This is a genomic window from Brucella gallinifaecis (assembly GCF_006476605.1).
GTDB lineage: Bacteria > Pseudomonadota > Alphaproteobacteria > Rhizobiales > Rhizobiaceae > Brucella > Brucella gallinifaecis.
Genome location: NZ_ML636803.1, coordinates 220,659 through 239,248 on the forward strand (window position 1 = coordinate 220,659; position 18,590 = coordinate 239,248).

Here is an 18,590-nt window from a genome sequence, read left to right on the forward strand (position 1 = left end):
ACGCCAGGATTTATTGTAATTCCCGGCGTTTTTGTTATTTATGCATTATATAATGCTTACTTACCTCTGAGAGGTATCTCCAGTTTTTTGCAATGCTTCAACAGCTGCAATGGCAGTCATGTTAACAACACCGCGTGATGTTACCGATGGTGTCAGAATATGTGCGGGACGAGCTGCACCAAGCAGGATCGGACCAACATGCAAGGCATCGGTCACGGTTTTTACCACATTAAGCGTGATATTTGCGGCATCGAGATTAGGGAAGACCAGTAGATTGGCTTCGCCCTTGAGACGCGAATTCGGGAAAACGCGATCACGCAGTGCTTGAGAAAGCGCTGAGTCGCCATGCATCTCGCCATCCGATTCCAGCTCAGGTGCCTTTTCAGCAAGAATTGCCGCAGCACGACGCATTTTCTCAGCACTCAGGGATTCTTTTGAACCGAAGTTTGAATGAGAAACAAGAGCTGCCTTTGGCTCGATACCAAAACGGCGAATTTCTTTAGCTGCCAGAATGGCCATCTCCGCAACTTCTTCCGCTTCCGGTTCAACACTGACATAGGTATCGGTCAGAAACAGTGCACCGCGTTGAGAGATGAGCAGGCTCAGTGCCGAATAGTCACGGATACCCGGCAGCTTGCCAATAATCTGTTTGACTACCCGCGTATGGCGTTCAAAACGTCCTTCCAGTCCGCAGATCATGGCATCCGCTTCGTCGCGCATCACTGCAAGCGCTGCAATTGCAGTCGAGTTGGTGCGAACAATCGTGCGGGCGGCTTCCGGTGTTACCCCCTGACGACCGGTATAAGACAGGTAAAGATCAACATAATCGCGATAGCGAGGATCATCTTCTGGGTTGATAAGATCGAAATCCTTGCCTGCTTTTATCTTCAGACCATAGCGGTTCAGGCGTGTTTCAATAACATGCGGTCGGCCAACCAGAATTGGTGATGCAATGCCTTCTTCAATCACCACCTGCGCTGCACGCAACACACGCTCATCTTCACCATCGGCATAGATCACCCGCATTGGCTTGCTTTGCGCACGGGCGGCAGCGAAAACAGGCTTCATGATCAGGCCGGAGCGGAAAACAAAGCGTGTCAGGCGATCTGTATAGGCTTCCCAGTCCTCGATAGGGCGGGTGGCAACACCACTATCCATGGCAGCCTTTGCAACTGCTGGTGCAATACGCAAGATCAGTCGCTGATCAAAAGGAGATGGAATAATATAGTTGGGTCCAAATGTTGGCGTGTCGCCGGAATAGGCGCGCGCGGCCACGTCTGAAGGCTCTTCACGCGCCAGCGCTGCGATAGCACGCACCGCAGCAAGTTTCATTTCTTCATTGATTGCGGTTGCACCAACATCAAGCGCACCACGGAAAATATAAGGGAAGCACAGGACATTATTCACCTGGTTCGGATAATCAGAACGCCCGGTGCATATCATTGCATCACTACGGGCTTCGCGTGCAGCTTCCGGCATGATTTCAGGGTTAGGATTTGCGAGCGCCATGATGAGTGGGTTTTCAGCCATCTGCTTGAGCAGTTCAGGCTTGAGAACGCCGGCAGCCGACAGGCCAAGGAAGACATCGGCGCCGCCAATTACATCGGCCAGCACACGCGCATCGGTCTTTTGTGCGTAAACATCCTTCCAGCGATCCATCAGAGCCGTACGGCCTTCATAGACAACACCTTCCAGATCGCAGACCCAGATATTCTCACGTTTTGCACCGAGCTTGACCAGCAGATTAAGGCAGGCCAGTGCTGCAGCGCCGGCACCCGATGTTACGATTTTTGCATTTGTGATGTCTTTGCCTGCCAGTTCCAAACCATTCAGAACAGCAGCTGCGACGATAATTGCGGTTCCATGCTGATCATCATGAAAGACCGGAATATTCATTTTTGCACGCAGTTGCTCCTCAACTTCAAAACACTCCGGTGCCTTGATGTCTTCGAGATTAATGCCGCCAAAGGTTGGTTCAAGTGCCGAAACAACATTCACAATATGGTTGATTTCATGCGCTTCGATTTCAATATCAAAAACATCAATGTCAGAAAATTTCTTGAAAAGAACAGCCTTGCCTTCCATCACCGGCTTGGAAGCAAGCGCACCGATATTGCCCAGACCAAGAACAGCAGTGCCATTTGAAACAACAGCCACCAGATTGCCTCGCGCCGTATATTCGGCAGCAGTAGACGGGTCTTCATGGATTGCAAGGCAGGGTGCAGCGACGCCGGGCGAATAGGCAAGCGCAAGATCGCGCTGATTTCCGAGTGGCTTGGTAGCTTGAATTTCCAGCTTACCCGGCTTGGGATAGCGATGGTAGAAGAGCGCCGCTTCGTCGAAATCTGATCGTGTAGAAGTGGAGGTGGGCTTTTTGTTTGTCATTATAGCATCGCTTTCCGGTTCATGCGCGCGGCTTGAGTGAACCGCACAGTAACGATATTCGCGCCTTGTGAGCCAATATCGTTCTTATCCCAAACTATCAAATCACTACAGGGACGTTTTTGAGAAGCTGTTATTCCGCAATCGCAGAGGTAATTGATAAAACGTCCCATTATCATATCAGACATGCCACCAGCTGATCCTCACAATCAACCGGATTCTGGTTGACGCGCGGAAATGTCCACCGGACAGATCGTTCATTTGTTTCGCAAATTTCAATTCACAATACCCGTCATCTGTCTGTGACATGAATCAGGTTTTCTATACCCGGTTTCAGATTGCCCGGATTGCGATTGGAAGGACGTTCAGAATGAACAAAGAGCAGATTGAGCCAAGAAACTATCGCAGTCTGTTTATTTCAGATGTGCATCTGGGTTCCAAAGCCGCACAGGCCGAATTGCTTCTTGATTTTCTGCGTGTTCACGAGGCTGAAAACATATATCTGGTTGGCGATATTGTTGATGGCTGGCGCCTTCGTCGCAACTGGCACTGGCCGCAAGAGCATAATGATGTCGTTCAGAAACTTTTGCGCAAAAGTCGCAAAGGTGCGTCAATCATTTACATCGCCGGCAATCATGACGAATTTTTGAGAAATTTTCAGGGTACGCATTTTGGTGGCATAGAAGTCATGAACCGTGCCATTCATGAAACTGCGGACGGTCGTAAGTTTCTTGTAATTCACGGTGATCAGTTCGATGTGGTTGTGCGTAATGCACGTTTCATCGCCTATCTTGGTGACTGGGCATACGACACTGCAATATGGATCAATACGGTTATGAGCCGTATTCGCGCAATGTTTGGATTGCGTTATTGGTCTTTTTCAGCCTGGGCAAAATTTCGCGTCAAAAAAGCGGTTAATTTCATTGGCAAGTTTGAAGACGTTGTTTCAGAAGAGGCCCACCGTATTGGTGTCGATGGTGTCATTTGCGGCCATATCCACCATGCAACAATTGATAGAATTAATGGTGTCGAATATATCAATACCGGCGATTGGGTTGAAAGCTGTACAGCAGTTGTAGAGCATTTTGATGGTCGCATGGAGTTGTTGGAATGGACAGACCGTCTTGGTCAACGTCCATCGCTTCCTGTAGCTCAGGAAAGTAACAAAGTCGTCAGGCTCTCCCGTGGGGCTCGAAGAGCAGCAAATGGCGACAGATGAAGAAACTGATCATCGTCTCTGATGCCTGGCATCCTCAGATCAACGGTGTTGTACGGACACTCACGAAGTGCTGTGAATTGATGACGGAGCGTGGCTATGAGGTGATTGTTATATCACCGCTGGATTATCGCTCCTTTCCATGCCCGACTTATCCTGAAATTCGTCTGGCAATGACAACGCCCGGTGCACTGCAAAACAGACTGGCCCGGTTGCAGCCAGATTATGTGCATATTGCAACAGAAGGCCCACTCGGCATTATGGCTCGACGAGCCTGCCTGAAAATGGGTTGGAGTTTTACAACAAGCTATCATACACGATTTGCGGAATATATCCGGGATCGTTTTCCGGTTCCGCTTAGCTGGACCTATGCCTTTTTACGTAAATTTCATAATGCTGCATCGCACACTCTGGTTCCGACGCAATCAATTCTCGATGACTTGCACGAGCGGGGCTTTACGGGGCTTGATCTGTGGACACGCGGTGTTGACCGCTCTTTGTTTCATGCGCACAAAGATGTGCAAAGCGGACTTCCAAAACCAGTCTTCATTTGTGTGGGGCGCGTTGCGACGGAAAAAAACCTTCCGGCTTTTCTGGAACTCGATTTACCAGGCACCAAGCTTGTGGTGGGTGATGGTCCGGCTCTTGAAAATCTGAAAGCCCGTTTTCCTGAAGTAATATTCGCAGGTAAAAAGGAAGGTCAGCTTTTGGCGCAAGCCTATGCATCGGCTGATGTCTTTGTTTTTCCAAGCAGAACAGACACTTTTGGACTTGTTTTATTGGAAGCGATTTCGTCAGGCCTGCCAGTTGCAGCTTTTCCTGTACCCGGATCCAAAGACGTTATTGGAGCAACAGGGGCAGGGGTTCTTTCGGAAGACCTTAAGGCAGCAGCTTTGCAAGCATTGGAAATGCCCAAATTTGATCCCGAAGAAGTGCTGCAATCTTTCACATGGAAAGCCTGTGCTGACATTTTCGAGAATGTACTGGCATCAACGAACAGTGTCACAATACAGGCTCAAGCCATTGAAGCTCACCCCCAGACATCTGCTTCCGGTGGGTAGACAAATCCGGCATCATATTTGAGACCCGGAATACGGTCTTTTGCCAGAAGTAAAGGGCCGTCCAGATCGACAATATCGGCTTTTTGCGCCAGAAGAACAGCAGGAGCCATTCCGAGCGATGTACCAACCATACAACCAACCATGATTTGCAGACCCAGCGAAATGGCTTTCTCACGCATGATAAGCCCCTCAGTCAGACCGCCAGCCTTGTCGAGTTTGATATTGACTGCATCATAACGTGTAGCGAGGTCTTCCAGACCTGTTGAAGTATGCACACTTTCATCTGCACAGATGATAACAGGACGGTCTATGCGGCTGAGGATATCATCTTTGCCCGCAGGTAAGGGCTGCTCAATCAGAACAACGCCTGCTTGCGCGGCGGCTGCCATGTTTTCTACGATATTTTCATCTGTCCAGCCTTCATTGGCATCAATGATGATGCGACTGTCTGGCGCGGCTTTTGTAACGGCATGAATACGCTCGATATCGTTCGTGCCCCCCATTTTAACCTTTATCAACGGATAATGTGCAACCTTTCCTGTGGAAATCGCCATTTCTTCCGCAGTACCCAGAGAGACTGTAATTGCTGTTTCCAAAGGGCGAATTGGTGCATCAATAATATTGGCAACACTTCTGCCTGACAGCTTTGCCTCCAGATCCCAAAAAGCACAATCAACTGCATTTCGCGCAGCGCCTACCGGCATGATCGTTTGGATATCCTGACGGTCTGCACCGTTTTCTATGGCTTTTCGAACAGCTTCAATCTGTTCGCTGACACTTTCAACGGATTCTCCATAACGCGCATAAGGCACACATTCACCGCGCCCGGTTTTACCCTCGCGGGCAATTTCACAAACAATCACCAAAGCTTCAGTCTTCGAGCCGCGGGAGATTGTGAATTTTCCGGCTATAGGATAGCTTTCTTGAATGATCTTCAAACTATTGTGCATGGATATGCCCTTTAGGACGTAATATTTCGGTCGTATAACGACTCGTATAAGAGGTTAATCCATGTTGACGGATGCTGCCGACAAAGCAAGTGCTGCTTCTGATGTCGCGCCAAAGATTGATTTGGCCGAGCATGATGGCGCACGCATGATCCGTTTACGTGGACGCTGGATTTCCCAGAATGTTGGCATCGTCGACAAAAAAATGCGTGAGCTTGAAAAAATTGGCGGTTCGCAGGCTGTTATTATCAATGCCGCCGAGGTTATAGGGCTTGATACGGCTGGCGCATGGCTGATTGAACGTCTGCGTCAAAGACTTCTGTCACAGAACATTGAAGTCAATCTTGAGGGTGTCAAGCCGTCATGGCTACCGCTTGTTGAAGAGGTTGGAAATTCGGTTGAACGCACCCTTGATGTGGTGCCGACGAAGAAGCCATTCTTTGTTCTCAGAATATTGGATTCTATCGGACGGGGCACAGCCTCTGTCTTTGAAGATTTTCTCATGGGAATGCATATTCTTGGTGCAACCATTCGCGGAGCGCAGCTTAAAGCCGGACGCGGAAGCGGTATTCCATTCCCGGCCATTGTAAAACAGATTGATAAAATGGGGGTTGGCGCATTACCAATCATCATTCTCATGTCAACGATTGTTGGTGCGATTATTGCACAGCAGGGCGCGTTCCAGCTTCGTTATTTTGGCGCGGAAATCTTTGTTGTAGATCTGGTCGGCATCCTGGTTCTGCGTGAATTGGGCGTACTTCTGACCGCAATCATGATTTCCGGTCGTTCGGGCAGTGCAATTACCGCTGAAATTGGCTCTATGAAAATGCGCGAAGAAACCGACGCGCTTACAGTCATCGGACTCAATCCGGTGGGGGTTCTTGTCTTTCCACGACTTGTCGCTCTGGTGGTGGTTCTACCTCTTCTTACAATTATTGCTGATTTGTCAGCGTTGGTTGGCGCAGCCGCTGTTACCTATTTTTATTCAAATATTTCACCTGAAGCATTTATCAGCCGCTTGCATGATGCTGTTGCACTTAACACCTATTTTGCAGGTTTGATCAAAGCGCCTTTCATGGCGATGATTATCGGTATTCTGGCCTCTGTTGAAGGAATGAAAGTAGGCGGCAGTGCAGAATCACTGGGTAGCCGTGTGACAGCTTCTGTCGTGAAATCGATTTTTGTTGTTATTGTCGTTGATGGCGCATTCGCCATATTCTATGCCGCGATTGACTTTTAAGTCTGTATTTTCGCAATTTTATGGGGTCTTTCAGACACAGTGAGGGATAAAACCAAGGAATGCTGTTTCTCATGGTTCAGTCTCACGGCAAGGTCGGATAAAGAATATTGATGGAGACGAGTATAGATAATCAGTCACAATTGCATGGGGTTGATACCAAAGAGCAGTCTGTACCGATCATCTCGGTACGGGATGTTACTGTTGGTTTCGGCGGTCGTGCACCTGTGCTCGATAAACTCTCACTCGATATTTATAAAGGTGAGGTTCTTGGTTTCATCGGACCTTCCGGATCGGGAAAATCTGTACTGACCCGTACTATTCTGGGTCTGAATAAAAAACAGGCCGGTCAAATCGAGATATTAGGGCATAATATCGACAAACTCAGTGATGTCGATAAAATGGCCATAGATATGCGTATGGGGGTGCTTTTTCAGCACGGTGCTTTATTTTCTGCGCTTAGCGTTCTTGAGAATATTCAGGTTCCTATGCGCGAATATCTGGACCTGTCACCGAAACTGATGGATGAGTTGGCTCGGTTGAAAATAGATTTGGTGGGGCTTAACCCGGATGCGGCAGATAAGTTTCCCTCAGAACTTTCGGGGGGCATGATCAAACGTGCAGCCCTTGCCCGTGCATTGGCTCTTGATCCCGATATCGTGTTTCTTGATGAACCAACCTCTGGCCTCGATCCGATTGGTGCAGCAGATTTTGATGAACTGATCGCCAATTTGCGCGACACAATGGGTCTCACCGTTTTTATGGTGACGCATGACCTCGACAGTCTGTTTGCAATTTGCGACCGTATTGCAGTTCTGGGGAATAAAAAAGTTTTGGTGAGTGGTTCCATTGAAGACATGCTCACTGTAGACGATCCATGGGTAAAATCCTATTTTCGAGGAAAACGTGCGCGGCAGATAGATACTTCAGCGCCGAGTAGAAGACGGCCCGACAGCCGATTGCAGACTGGATAAGATATGGAAACGAAGGCCAATTACGTTGTGGTGGGAGTTTTCACGCTGATCGTCAGCCTGCTGGCTTTCGGCTTCGTGTACTGGATTGCCCGATATGGCGAAGCGCGGGATTCCGTAGGCCTTGACGTGCGCATTCCGGGATCTGTGACCGGTCTGAGCATTGGTAGTCAGGTTCTGTTTAACGGCATCAAGGTTGGTGATGTGCGCAGACTGCATCTTGATGAATCCAATCCAAGCATGGTTATTGTCCAGACTCAGGTTAACGCAACAACCCCGATCACCCGTTCAACCAAGGCAACACTTGGTTTTCAGGGGCTGACCGGACAGGCCTATATCGAATTGAATGGCGGCTCTCTTGAAGAGCCAAATCTGCTCACAGAAGCTGCCAAGGAAGATACTGTCGCGCGTATTGATGCTGATCCTTCGTCGATAAACAATCTGCTTGCAACTGCGCAGGATATTTTTGGACGTGCAAATTCTGTTCTTGGTGAGCTGGAAAGTTTTGCAAAGGAAGCCCGCGGGCCGTTGATCGATACAATCAACAACACCAAGACCTTCACAGACGCGCTGGCAAAAAATGCTGATGTCATTGATGAGATTGGTTCCAATGCCGGTAATATCAACAAGATTGTTTCGGATGCGCAGGAGATGATGTCACGCCTGAATGCCGCTTCCGCCCGTGTTGAAAATGTTATCGAAAAAGCGGATCAATTGCTCTCGAGCGATGATAAGGACGGGATCGTTGCACAGGCGAAAGCTACACTCGAATCCATTCGTCAATTGTCAAACAATCTTGACAAGCGCATCACGCCAATCGCCAGCAATCTTGAACGTTTTTCAGGTCAGGGTTTGAACGATGTACAGGCTCTGATTGGCGATAGCCGCCGCGCAGTGCAGCGTGTAGAGCAAGCCGTAACTGATCTTGAACGAAATCCACAGCGTTTGCTTTTTGGTGGTCCCGGAAGTGTTCCGCAATATAACGGAAGGACGCGTCATTAATGTCCATTGCAGGTTCTGTCGTGACGAAATTCCCTCATAAACTGGTCGCGCCATTTATTTTCGCGACCATGCTTGCCGGTTGCGGCACAACGACACCACTCGATACATTCAGCCTGTCAGCACCACAGCAGACCAATGGCGTATCTGTAAGCCGCAAGAACTTGCAGATATTGGTGCCTTCGCCAAATGCGCTCAAAGCCCTTGATAGTGAGAATATCGTTGTTAACACTGCACCGGGTGCAATCGAATATCTCAAAGGTGCACAATGGGGCGACAGACTGCCTAATCTGGTTCAGTCGCGTCTGGTGCAGGCATATGAAAACACTGGCGTATTCGGTGGTGTTGGTCGTCCTGGCGATGGTCTGGCGATCAACTATCAAATTCTCAGTGATCTGCGGGTGTTCAGCATTCAGACCTATGGTTCACAGCGCGCAGCAGTCGTAGAGATTGCCGTCAGGCTGATGAATGATAAGAATGGTGAAGTCCGTTCCACGCGCGTTTTCCGCGCTTCAACACCTGTTTCCGGCACATCAAACAACGAATATGTAAGAGCCTTGGATAAGGCTTTTGATCAGGTCGCAAGTGAGATTGTCAGATGGACGATCTCTTCGCTTTGATTGGCTAATAGCTATAAACACTTCAAAGGCAGCCGGTAAAACGAGCTGCCTTTTTTTATTAACAACCAAAAACTTGATGCAAAAAAACGCAGCCCATAGGCTGCGTTTTATTAAAGCGCATCCCGAAAAGTGTGAAACGGTTTTCGGATAAAGATGCGTGTTAAAATAAATATTTAGAGCGCCGATCTGATTCAATCAGATCGACGCTCTAATTTGATGCACTTATTTTACTTAGCGCAAACGTCCACTTGCGTGAGCAAGCATGGTGTAAACTTTGCCCGTATCTGAAGTCAGGTAAGTCTGTGTAACCATGTTGTCACGGTCGTTACGTGCAACGTCTTCTAACAAACGCTGGAAGTCGTCCATGTAGCGATCAACAGCGCGGCGGAACTCGCTATCGGTCTGGTATTTGCGTTTGATGTCATCAAACGTCTGCTGTCCCTTGAGGGTATAAAGTCGGCGCGTGAAGACATTGCGCTCACCGCGGCGATAGCGATCCCACAACTCGACAGATGCCTCATGATCAATCGCACGTGTAATATCGACTGAAAGGGAGTTGAGCGATTCAACCACATGATTTGGCGAGCGGGAAGTCTGTGTGGACTGGGTTTGTGTCGGTGCAATTTCTTCATCTTCACGAGAAGCACGTGCCAGAAGATCAGATACCCAACCACGTGGCTTTTCAGACGACTGCGCTGGCTGAGGCGCTTTTGGAGTCTCGATCGAACGAGCACGAACTGCTACATCAGCCTGTTGTGGGCGTTGCGTTGCCGCAGGTGCCGTGACAGGGACAGGACGCTGGGTTTGAACCGGTCGGGAAACAGGGCGATCTGCGCGACTTTCACCAACATCAACCAGACGTCCAGACTTGTTGACGATTTCTGCCAGCTCCTTGAGAGCATTGATCTGTTCGCCAACAGCTTTGCGCATTGCGCTTGTCGTTTCCTTGGCTTCGGCAGGCATATCAAGAACGCCGCGCTTGAGTTCGCTGCGTGTTGTATCGAGCTCTGCACGAATTTCTGTAGCTGTGCGACGAATATCGTCAGTTGCCGCAGAGAACTTCTGCGAAGCCTGTTCAACGATTTCAGCAACGCTTTCGCGCATCTTTTCAGCCGAATTGCGTGTCTGACCCTCTGCACGCTGGAAAGCCAGTGTCACGACGGCCTCAAACGACTGCATCAGCTTCTCTACACTTTCAGACTTTTCAACCAGACCTGCAGCCAGCTTATCAAGTGCCTGATGACGATCTTCAAGCGTGCCGGCAAGACCATTCTGCGCGGTGCTGATCATGTCGGAAGCAGATGCGAGTACCTTGCCATGCTCTTCAAAGCGTTCTGCAATATCTGCAATCTGCGACAGCGTACCATCGGACAGCGCACGAAGCGTACCGATATTGTTATCAATGAGACCAGTCGAAGCCTGGAACATCTGCGCCGCACGATTGGCATTTTCAACAAAGCTGCTTGTTGTTTCAACAAGGCGCCCATCAATATTCGTGAGATTGCTTGCAGCGGCATCAATCAGTTTGCCAAGTTCACCATTTGAAGCGGCGAGGCGGTCAATCAATTCGCTGATATTGTCAGACAGACCAGCCTTAGCCTGTTGAACGGCAGCAATGGTTTCTGCTGTTCGGCTTGCCAGAGCATTGACCAGAGCTGCATTTTCCGCACGCAGGCGATCTGTTGCTGCATGCGTTGCTTCTCCGAGCTGTTCAGCAAGGCCACGTCCGCTATCCGCCAGACGCTGCACGAGCGGCTCGGCAGTATCATTGAGAATCTGAGTGATTTCCTGTGAACGCGCTGCGAGAACTGCATTAAGTTCACGGGTACGTTCTTCCAGCGTGACGGCCGTCGTGTCTGTAACCTGAGCAATACGGGCTTCAACAGAACCCAGTTCCATCGTAATGCGCGAACCAATGTCACCAAGGCGCATTGCAATGGCATCTGCACGTTCTGTAAGACGAGCTTCAGTTCCAGAGAGGTTTTCTGTAACGCTTGACGAGAAAGCTTCACTATATCCAGCAAGCGTTTCACTTGTCTTGGCCGCAGTATCTGCAATGCTGGTTTCAATCTGCGACAGGCGCGAAGCAATTGCATTCGCACGTTCGCCAAGACGCTCTTCGGTTGCTGCAAGATTGGTGTTGAGATTGGTGCTGAAGCTTTGGCCAAACCCTTCCAGCGCTTCGCCAGCCTTGGCAGCTTCTGCTGAAAGAATGCCGGCTGATTCCATAATCTTTTCACGCAATGAACCTGCGACTACACCTGCGCTCTGTTCAAGTGCACGACGCACATTATCGACACCGATTGTGAGAGCCTTTTCCATGGTCTGGGTGCGCTCTTCGATAATGCCGGTCTGACCTTCAAAGGCACGGCTGATCGTAGCACTGCTGTTTTCAATCGAATCATGCAGACTGGCCGTACGCTGCGAAAGAATATCACCATGATCCTGTAATGTCTGGCTCAGCGAAGCCGTGCTTTCGGTTAGCGTCTCGCGAATTGCAGATGTACGACCTTCAATGGTCTGCTCATGTCCTTCAAGAATATGGGCGAGGGCACTGTTATGGTCACTTAATACTGTACGCAACCCACTTGTACGCTCTTCAACATGCTGCACATGATTGTTGAAAGTTGCCTCAAGCGCATCACGGCTTGCACCAATCGTTTCGCTGATAATATGCGACCGCTCTTCAAATACGCGTGCAAGCTCCTGCTGATTATCCGCAATAAGTGCCTGTAGCGTGTTTACACGTTCATCAAAGGTACGGGCCAGCACGTCACGATTTTCATTGAAACTATCGCGCAGTGTCGCTGTGCGTTCATCCATCAATTGAGCGAGCATGGCCTGATTGCCAGCAATTACGCTGTTAAGAGAAGCTGCACGTTCGTCTAGTGAACGGGCATGGTCCGCAAAACTTGCATCAAGACGCGATGCATTATTGGCCATTGCTTCCTGAAGAGCACTGGTTCTCTCGGCAAGAATAGCGGCATGCTGTTCGGCAGCCGAATTAAGCGCTGACGCACTGTTGCTGATCGCATTTTCAATATCGCCAGTACGTGCGGCAAGCGTATCTGCATGGCTGCGAATAGCAGCCGAAGCACGTTCTGTTTCGCCTTCAAGAGAAGTTGCCAGAGCATCGCGGCTTTCAGCCAGCTTGCTGGCAAAGGCAGACGCCTTGTCATTGAGAACTGTGCCAACGCTTTCGCTGATCGAATTCAGATCATCACTGATCCTGACCTTGGTTTCATCGATCATTGTGCTCAAGGCATTGCGGCCACCGGTGAAGGTTTCGGCAATTTCCCGTGTTCTGGCAATGAGGTTTTCATTGATCTGGCGTGAACGGGTTTCAAGAGCAACATTGAGCTTTTCCGTGCTGCTATCGAGCGCATGAGCACGGGTTTCAAACTCTGTGAGCAACGCGCGACCACGTTCATTGAGCGTTGTGTCAAGCTGTGTAAGACGCTGATCAAACTCGCTGATCATCGATTGTGTTGCACCACCAAGCAGTGTTGCAATACCGGCAGTGCGCTCGTCAAGCGCAGAACTTACGCGCTCTGAAATCTCACGCGACTGCTGGTCAAGTGTAGAAATGCGACTGTCGAGCTCGTTCGAAAAAGCTTCACCCGACGAGGTGATACGTGTTGCAATATCACCGGTGCGGGTCTCGATTGCCTCGGCAATCGCGCTACCGCTTTCATTAATGCTGGTAATCAGGCGTTCACCGGAATCACCAAGCAGCGAACTAAGTTGTTCAGATGCCGATGCAACATTATCGCGTATAATATTGGCAGCACTGGACAATTCTTCCTTGAGCTGTTCATGCGCTCCTGTGATGGAAGAGCGGACACGTTCGGCATGGCTGACAACTGCTTCGCGTTCATTACCAAGGTCGCTGACGAGCGAACGAATACGAACTTCATTGTCACTGTAAGCGCGTTCAAGCTGATTGACCTCTGACTGAACGAGAGTTTCAAGTTCAACAGCACGTGCAAGTGTGCGTTCAATACCTTCGTTCATCGCAGCAACTTCGCGTCGAACGGCCTGACTGAGTGTCGATACACGATCACTGGCAGCGGCTTCAGGCTGCAAGAGCTTGATGGCTGCTTCCGACATGCTGCGTGCCGCAACATGCATTTCCTGTGCTCGCTTTACGATATGAGCAAAGCCCCAGAACATGGCAACAGGAAGTGCCACACCTGCCATCACACCGATACCGGCAGGCGAGGTAAAGAAATTGGTGGTTGCCTGAAGGCTTGAGAAAACATCAGGGCTGATTGCCTTGCTGATTGCAACACCACCGGCGGCCCATAGCACGCTTATGGCGGTTGTTGTCCAGTACAGCTTGGAAGAGCGTTCTGTTACGCGGCGCGGAGTAGCGGTAATGGATCGGCTGTTACGGGAATCGTCATTGGCCGGTGTAAGGGCTGCGGCAGGCGTGGCGGCAACAACACCGGATGCTGATGCAGCAGCCGAATTGGATGATTTAGACGCAGCTTGCTGAGAAGGGCTCTTGGACTTTGTCTTCTTGGCGGGTTTCGATGCAACATTGGCAGCGTCAAGGGAGGCAGATGCTAAGGCAGCATTGACAACGGGCGGCACCGGTGGTGCGGCAGGGCTTGCAATGACCGAAACCGTCGCAATTGTTTCAGCCTTGGCAGTTCCTTCAGTGGCAATATCGACAGGAGAGATTTCCGCGGCATCGACCAGCTTCGTGCTTTGTTCTGCAACCAGTTCTTCGGTTGCCCGCGAAATCTGTTCTTCCAGATCATCGACCGAGATATCAGTATCAATCGCACTCAGGTCCATATCAATATCGAAATCATCGCCGAATTCGATATCGAGCGCCTGTTCAAGTGCCTGTTCAACCTCATGGTCGAGCTTTTGCGCCTTGGATTTAGAAGCCATAGCCTTGCCTACCTCGTACTCATTACTGCGACGGCCGGATCAATTCAGAGCCGTTACAAAACTCACTCCGCCATTTTTATCGTATCGGCTCGGACTTGTTAAGGAAATAGGCATCCGAGCAGGATGTGTAAAACTTTAAATACAAGGTTAACAAAAATGTTTGATTTTTTAAAAAACCCAGCAATACAAGGAGATAAAGTAACTGATCATACTGTGGAAATCAAACTGATCATGCTTACATATCTACCGCATGATCGTTAATTCGTTAACAAAAATACACGCATAAAGAGAGTTAAAATCATGTAGCAATTAGAAGTGTATTCGTACTGTGCAATAATTGTAAGCCTGAATGCGTTTTCATTCAACCTTATGCGAGAGGCTTTAATCTCATATATGGAGTTTTTAACGGCATATTGGCGCAGTTTGCCTTCAGGGCAGGTTCGCATGGTTGAAACTCGCTGAATTAGGCCGTATTTGCCTCATCAAGAAATCAATGAAACTTGTTGCGCTAATTTTAGTTTCGCACAACATCTGTCAATCGCGCTTTCGGGCGTGTTCAGGAACTTAAAATGACAAAGATTATCTTCGTATCCGCAGATGGTGCCTCACGTCTGGAGGTTGAAGCAGATAACGGATCGAGCGTGATGGAGGCTGCAATTCGCAATGGTGTTCCGGGCATTGATGCAGAATGCGGCGGCGCCTGTGCATGTGCAACATGTCACGTCTACATTGATGAGAGCTGGACAGAGATTGTTGGCGGACCGGATGCGATGGAAGAAGATATGCTGGACTTCGCATATGAACCGCAGGCCAATTCGCGGCTTTCGTGCCAGATTCGTGTCAGCGATGAAATTGATGGCCTTGTCGTAAAAGTGCCAGAACGCCAGAATTGATTTTTAGAGCATAATCCGATCTTCGTTCAACGAGGATCGATAAGATTATGCTTCAAGTAAAAGACTTTAGAACGCCGATCTGATTCAATCAGATCGGCGTTCTAGTAGTAAGATCTGTGTACCGATGAATTCTGACTACACGATTCATCGGCATATGAACTTCAAGGCTGCTGAATCATTTTTTCAAGATTATATGTCAACAGACGCTCAAAACGCCGTTCAAAATTGATCGTCTCGACCTTGTCGAAATATTCCTGCGCCTTGTCATGAGCAATCATCAGACGATCAGTCACTTTGTCGATATTGGCACGTAATGTAGCGCAATCCTTTTGACTGCGCAGTGCTTTTATCTGACGTTCCATTTCACTGGCATGGCTGCGTGCAATTACAATATGACTTTCTTCGTGGCGACGAATATCCTGATACAGCGTATCCCAGATCAATGCGAGTTCAGGACCGGCTTTTCGGCGTTGTTTCCAACGTGGCAGCATGACTTTGGCATATACATTCACATAAACGTCCTGAACCTTGCAGGCACGATCACCTGTTGCACGTCCATATCGAACTTTGGCATCAAAACGAATCTCGGCTGCACCTGGATGATGTTGCCCGGTCTTTTTAAGAAAAGGTCCGCTGCGTGAAAGCGCCTTGTCCAGATCTTCCGCGGTCTTTCCATTAATATTATAATAGTTGAAAGTGCGGAAGATGGAGGCGGCCTGCACCTGTGGTGACATGATGACAAATGCAAGCCCCAATGCCAGAACCCGTTTCTTCAAAGACATGTTCCGGCACCTCTTCATACATCAAAAGAAAAATAGACATTCATTGATCAGCAACATGGCATGCAATCGTCAAGAGAACTATAACGCAGTTCATAAAATCGCATCATGTGTGGATGGTTGCGTCAAAGCGTCGATAAACAATTGGAATATTCATTAATGATCAAACAATGGCAACTTGCTCATGGCCGTAGTCTCCAATTGGGTTCAAAATCTGTCATCATGGGCATTTTGAATGTTACACCAGACTCATTTTCTGATGGTGGTCATCACCTTGATCTGGATAAGGCGCTGATTGCCGCCAAAAAAATGCTCGAAGAGGGTGCAACAATCATCGATGTAGGTGGCGAATCCACCCGCCCTGGCGCTGTGAATATTGACGCTGAAACAGAGGCTGCACGGGTTATTCCTGTCATTCATGCGCTTGCTCAGGAATTTGACTGTGCAATCTCGATTGATACATATCGCGCATCGACAGCGCGGCTTGCGGTTGAAGCCGGTGCACATATCGTCAATGATGTCTGGGGTTTGCAAAAAGAACCTGAAATAGCACAAGTTGCAAAAGATACAGGAGCAGGTCTTGTTATCATGCACACCAGCCGCGAACGAGATCGCAATCGCGATGTGATTGCCGATCAGTTTGCCTTTCTCGATAAATCTCTTGAAATCGCGGGCAGGGCTGGCATTGCTGCTTCCCATATCACTCTTGATCCGGGTTTCGGCTTTGGCAAGGATGCGGACGAAGACATTTCGCTGATGGCGCGTCTGGAAGAATTACAAAATTTCGGTTATCCCTTGCTTGTCGGAACATCGCGCAAGCGTTTTATTGGCGCGATAACCGGGCAGGCTGACCCGTTGATGCGTGATGCAGGAACGGCAGCGACATCTATCGCACTGCGATTGGCAGGAGCCGACATTTTCCGTGTTCACAATGTCGCTTTTAACAAAGACGCTCTTGCAGTTGCAGATGCTATCCTGCAAAGCAGGTCCAACTCGAAACAGGAAGCATAGCCGTGTACACCATCCGCATCATGAATTGCGCATTCTTTGCGCATCACGGCGTTTTTGATGAAGAACACAAGCTTGGGCAACGCTTCTATGTCGATGCGATCCTTGATGTCGATCCCGGCAATTCACTGGAAAATGATGACATTGAAGGCACGGTTCATTATGGCATCGCTTTTGCAGTTATTCAGGATATCATCACGGGCCGCCAGCGTTATCTGATTGAAACCCTCGCACTCGATGTTGGCAAAGCACTGGTGGCACGTTTCCCGCAGATAAAGCGGGCTGAAGTCACCATTCGCAAGCCGAATGCTCCGGTTGCCGGCGTGCTTGATCATGTTGAAGTAACAGTGGTTTACCCACGCTGATGAACCATACCATGCCTTATCGTGCCTGGCTTGGCCTTGGCGGTAATATCGATGACCCCATTCTATCAATGGCAAAAGCGCTGAAGCTGCTTGATAGAAGTGAAGATATAAATGTAGTTGCTGTATCAAAGGTCTATCGCACTCCACCCTGGGGGAAGACCGATCAGGCGTGGTTTCACAATGCATGCGCGGAAATTGAAACGTCGCTTACACCACTTCAACTGATCAAGACCTGCCTTGATGTTGAGCGTTCACTCAAGCGCATACGGCTGGAACGCTGGGGACCACGCATTATTGATATTGATATTCTTGCAATGGAAACGATCGCAGGTGACGCGATCATTATGAATGAAGCGGCACTTGAACTGCCTCATCCACGCATGCAGGAGCGTGCATTCGTTCTGGTTCCGCTCAACGATATTGCACCAGAGCTTGAAGTCGCAGGTCAAAGCATAGCTGAATGGAACGCTGTCTGTGCAAGTTCCGAAATAGAAAAAGCCCGCACGGATGCGGGCTGGTGGCTTGAATAAGATCAGTTTTAATTTTTAGCTATGCTGCCAACAGCAATATTGTCGACGCGCTTGAGGCTCATACCGATCACCGGAACCAGTTCCTTATCAACGCGCACAGATACCGTTACATTCATGGTGTTCTTGTCAGCAACGCGAGCAAGCATGGCCCCATTGAGTTCCTTGCGGTTAAGCCCAAGAACGACTTTATTGCCTGACACAGAACCCGAGGTGACATTCAGGCCTTTGCCTTCTGCACCATCATTGAATTTGCCAGAATAGCTGGAACCATTGCGGGTCACAGTCGCTTTCATCTGCTGTGAGAATACACCAACGCGGCACGTGCCATCAAGCGTCATGCCAACTGTGGTATCAGGCGTTGTACCGGCAAGATTACAGACGAATTTTGTACCTTTATATTTGCCGGCAACGATTTCACCCGGACCAGACCACTTGCCTTCAATCGTCTGAAAGAACTGTTCATCCTTATCTGCGGCCATTGCTGGCGCAGCAAAAAATGATACGGGCAGTAGCGTCAGGCATGCAGCAATGTAATTTTTCATAGTCAGCTCTGTCCCGAAATCTCGATCTGAAAGGCACTATTCCAATAGATTATTTACCAACACGCCGCAACCGGATACCCCATATGCTCCAGAAGCCAGAGTGTTTTAAAGGTACCGGAATCGCATTATCGAGCACCT

The 18,590-nt window shown here is 49.2% G+C and carries 15 protein-coding genes; 10 read left to right on the forward strand and 5 right to left on the reverse strand.

The window, feature by feature from the left end; genetic code table 11:
- Window positions 1-60: 60 nt before the first annotated feature.
- Window positions 61-2,385: an NADP-dependent malic enzyme gene (locus tag FHY56_RS07645; RefSeq protein ID WP_140904579.1), complete on the reverse strand. Its 2,325-nt coding sequence runs from the start codon at window positions 2,383-2,385 to the stop codon at window positions 61-63.
- 367 nt (window positions 2,386-2,752) lie between these two features.
- Here FHY56_RS07645 and FHY56_RS07650 point away from each other — a divergent pair, with 367 nt between their 5' ends.
- Together FHY56_RS07650 and FHY56_RS07655 are read left to right on the forward strand one after the other, a co-directional pair.
- On the forward strand, window positions 2,753-3,601 hold the full coding sequence (locus FHY56_RS07650) for a UDP-2,3-diacylglucosamine diphosphatase (RefSeq protein WP_140904580.1): 849 nt from the start codon (window positions 2,753-2,755) through the stop codon (window positions 3,599-3,601).
- Entirely contained in the window at window positions 3,598-4,659 is a 1,062-nt protein-coding gene (locus FHY56_RS07655) for a glycosyltransferase family 4 protein (RefSeq protein WP_140904581.1), read from the forward strand. The genes FHY56_RS07650 and FHY56_RS07655 overlap by 4 nt, the downstream gene beginning before the upstream one ends.
- On the opposite strand, the gene dgcA is transcribed toward FHY56_RS07655, so the two are convergent.
- Window positions 4,629-5,609, reverse strand: coding sequence for an N-acetyl-D-Glu racemase DgcA (gene dgcA, locus FHY56_RS07660; RefSeq protein ID WP_140904582.1), 981 nt, complete (start codon window positions 5,607-5,609; stop codon window positions 4,629-4,631). The two genes, FHY56_RS07655 and dgcA, sit on opposite strands and share 31 nt — an antisense overlap.
- Before the next feature lie 61 nt (window positions 5,610-5,670).
- On the opposite strand from dgcA, the gene FHY56_RS07665 reads away from it, so the two are divergent.
- The 4 genes from FHY56_RS07665 (at window position 5,671) to FHY56_RS07680 (ending at window position 9,433) form a co-directional block, all read left to right on the forward strand.
- On the forward strand, window positions 5,671-6,846 hold the full coding sequence (locus FHY56_RS07665) for an ABC transporter permease (RefSeq protein WP_140904583.1): 1,176 nt from the start codon (window positions 5,671-5,673) through the stop codon (window positions 6,844-6,846).
- Window positions 6,847-6,956: 110 nt separating this feature from the next.
- Window positions 6,957-7,817 carry an ABC transporter ATP-binding protein gene (locus tag FHY56_RS07670; protein ID WP_140904584.1) on the forward strand — a complete coding sequence of 287 codons (861 nt, stop codon included), beginning with the start codon at window positions 6,957-6,959 and terminating at the stop codon, window positions 7,815-7,817.
- 3 nt (window positions 7,818-7,820) lie between these two features.
- Window positions 7,821-8,816, forward strand: a complete 996-nt coding sequence (locus tag FHY56_RS07675; protein ID WP_140904585.1) for an MlaD family protein — start codon at window positions 7,821-7,823, stop codon at window positions 8,814-8,816.
- A 68-nt stretch (window positions 8,817-8,884) separates the two neighbouring features.
- Complete coding sequence (locus FHY56_RS07680; protein WP_235889450.1) at window positions 8,885-9,433, forward strand: ABC-type transport auxiliary lipoprotein family protein; 549 nt, start codon at window positions 8,885-8,887, stop codon at window positions 9,431-9,433.
- A 231-nt stretch (window positions 9,434-9,664) separates the two neighbouring features.
- Here FHY56_RS07680 and FHY56_RS07685 read toward each other — a convergent pair whose 3' ends face one another.
- Entirely contained in the window at window positions 9,665-14,335 is a 4,671-nt protein-coding gene (locus tag FHY56_RS07685) for an apolipoprotein A-IV repeat region-like domain-containing protein (protein WP_140904587.1), read from the reverse strand.
- Between the two features lie 569 nt (window positions 14,336-14,904).
- Here FHY56_RS07685 and FHY56_RS07690 point away from each other — a divergent pair.
- The gene (locus tag FHY56_RS07690; protein ID WP_140904588.1) at window positions 14,905-15,228 is read left to right on the forward strand and encodes a 2Fe-2S iron-sulfur cluster-binding protein; all 324 of its coding nucleotides are present in this window, start codon (window positions 14,905-14,907) and stop codon (window positions 15,226-15,228) included.
- A gap of 161 nt (window positions 15,229-15,389) precedes the next feature.
- Here the strand turns inward: FHY56_RS07690 and FHY56_RS07695 are convergent, their stop codons facing one another.
- Window positions 15,390-16,010 carry a DUF922 domain-containing Zn-dependent protease gene (locus FHY56_RS07695; protein ID WP_140904589.1) on the reverse strand — a complete coding sequence of 207 codons (621 nt, stop codon included), beginning with the start codon at window positions 16,008-16,010 and terminating at the stop codon, window positions 15,390-15,392.
- A 156-nt stretch (window positions 16,011-16,166) separates the two neighbouring features.
- On the opposite strand from FHY56_RS07695, the gene folP reads away from it, so the two are divergent.
- Genes folP through folK form a run of 3 tightly spaced genes read left to right on the forward strand, consistent with a single transcriptional unit; the run spans window position 16,167 to window position 17,910 of the window.
- The gene (folP, locus tag FHY56_RS07700; protein WP_140904590.1) at window positions 16,167-17,018 is read left to right on the forward strand and encodes a dihydropteroate synthase; all 852 of its coding nucleotides are present in this window, start codon (window positions 16,167-16,169) and stop codon (window positions 17,016-17,018) included.
- 2 nt (window positions 17,019-17,020) lie between these two features.
- Window positions 17,021-17,380: a dihydroneopterin aldolase gene (gene folB / locus FHY56_RS07705; protein ID WP_140904591.1), complete on the forward strand. Its 360-nt coding sequence runs from the start codon at window positions 17,021-17,023 to the stop codon at window positions 17,378-17,380.
- Complete coding sequence (gene folK, locus FHY56_RS07710) at window positions 17,380-17,910, forward strand: 2-amino-4-hydroxy-6-hydroxymethyldihydropteridine diphosphokinase (RefSeq protein ID WP_140904592.1); 531 nt, start codon at window positions 17,380-17,382, stop codon at window positions 17,908-17,910. Before folB ends, folK begins: the two co-directional genes overlap by 1 nt.
- Window positions 17,911-17,918: 8 nt before the next feature.
- On the opposite strand, the gene FHY56_RS07715 is transcribed toward folK, so the two are convergent.
- Complete coding sequence (locus FHY56_RS07715; RefSeq protein ID WP_140904593.1) at window positions 17,919-18,452, reverse strand: hypothetical protein; 534 nt, start codon at window positions 18,450-18,452, stop codon at window positions 17,919-17,921.
- Between the last annotated feature and the right edge of the window lie 138 nt (window positions 18,453-18,590).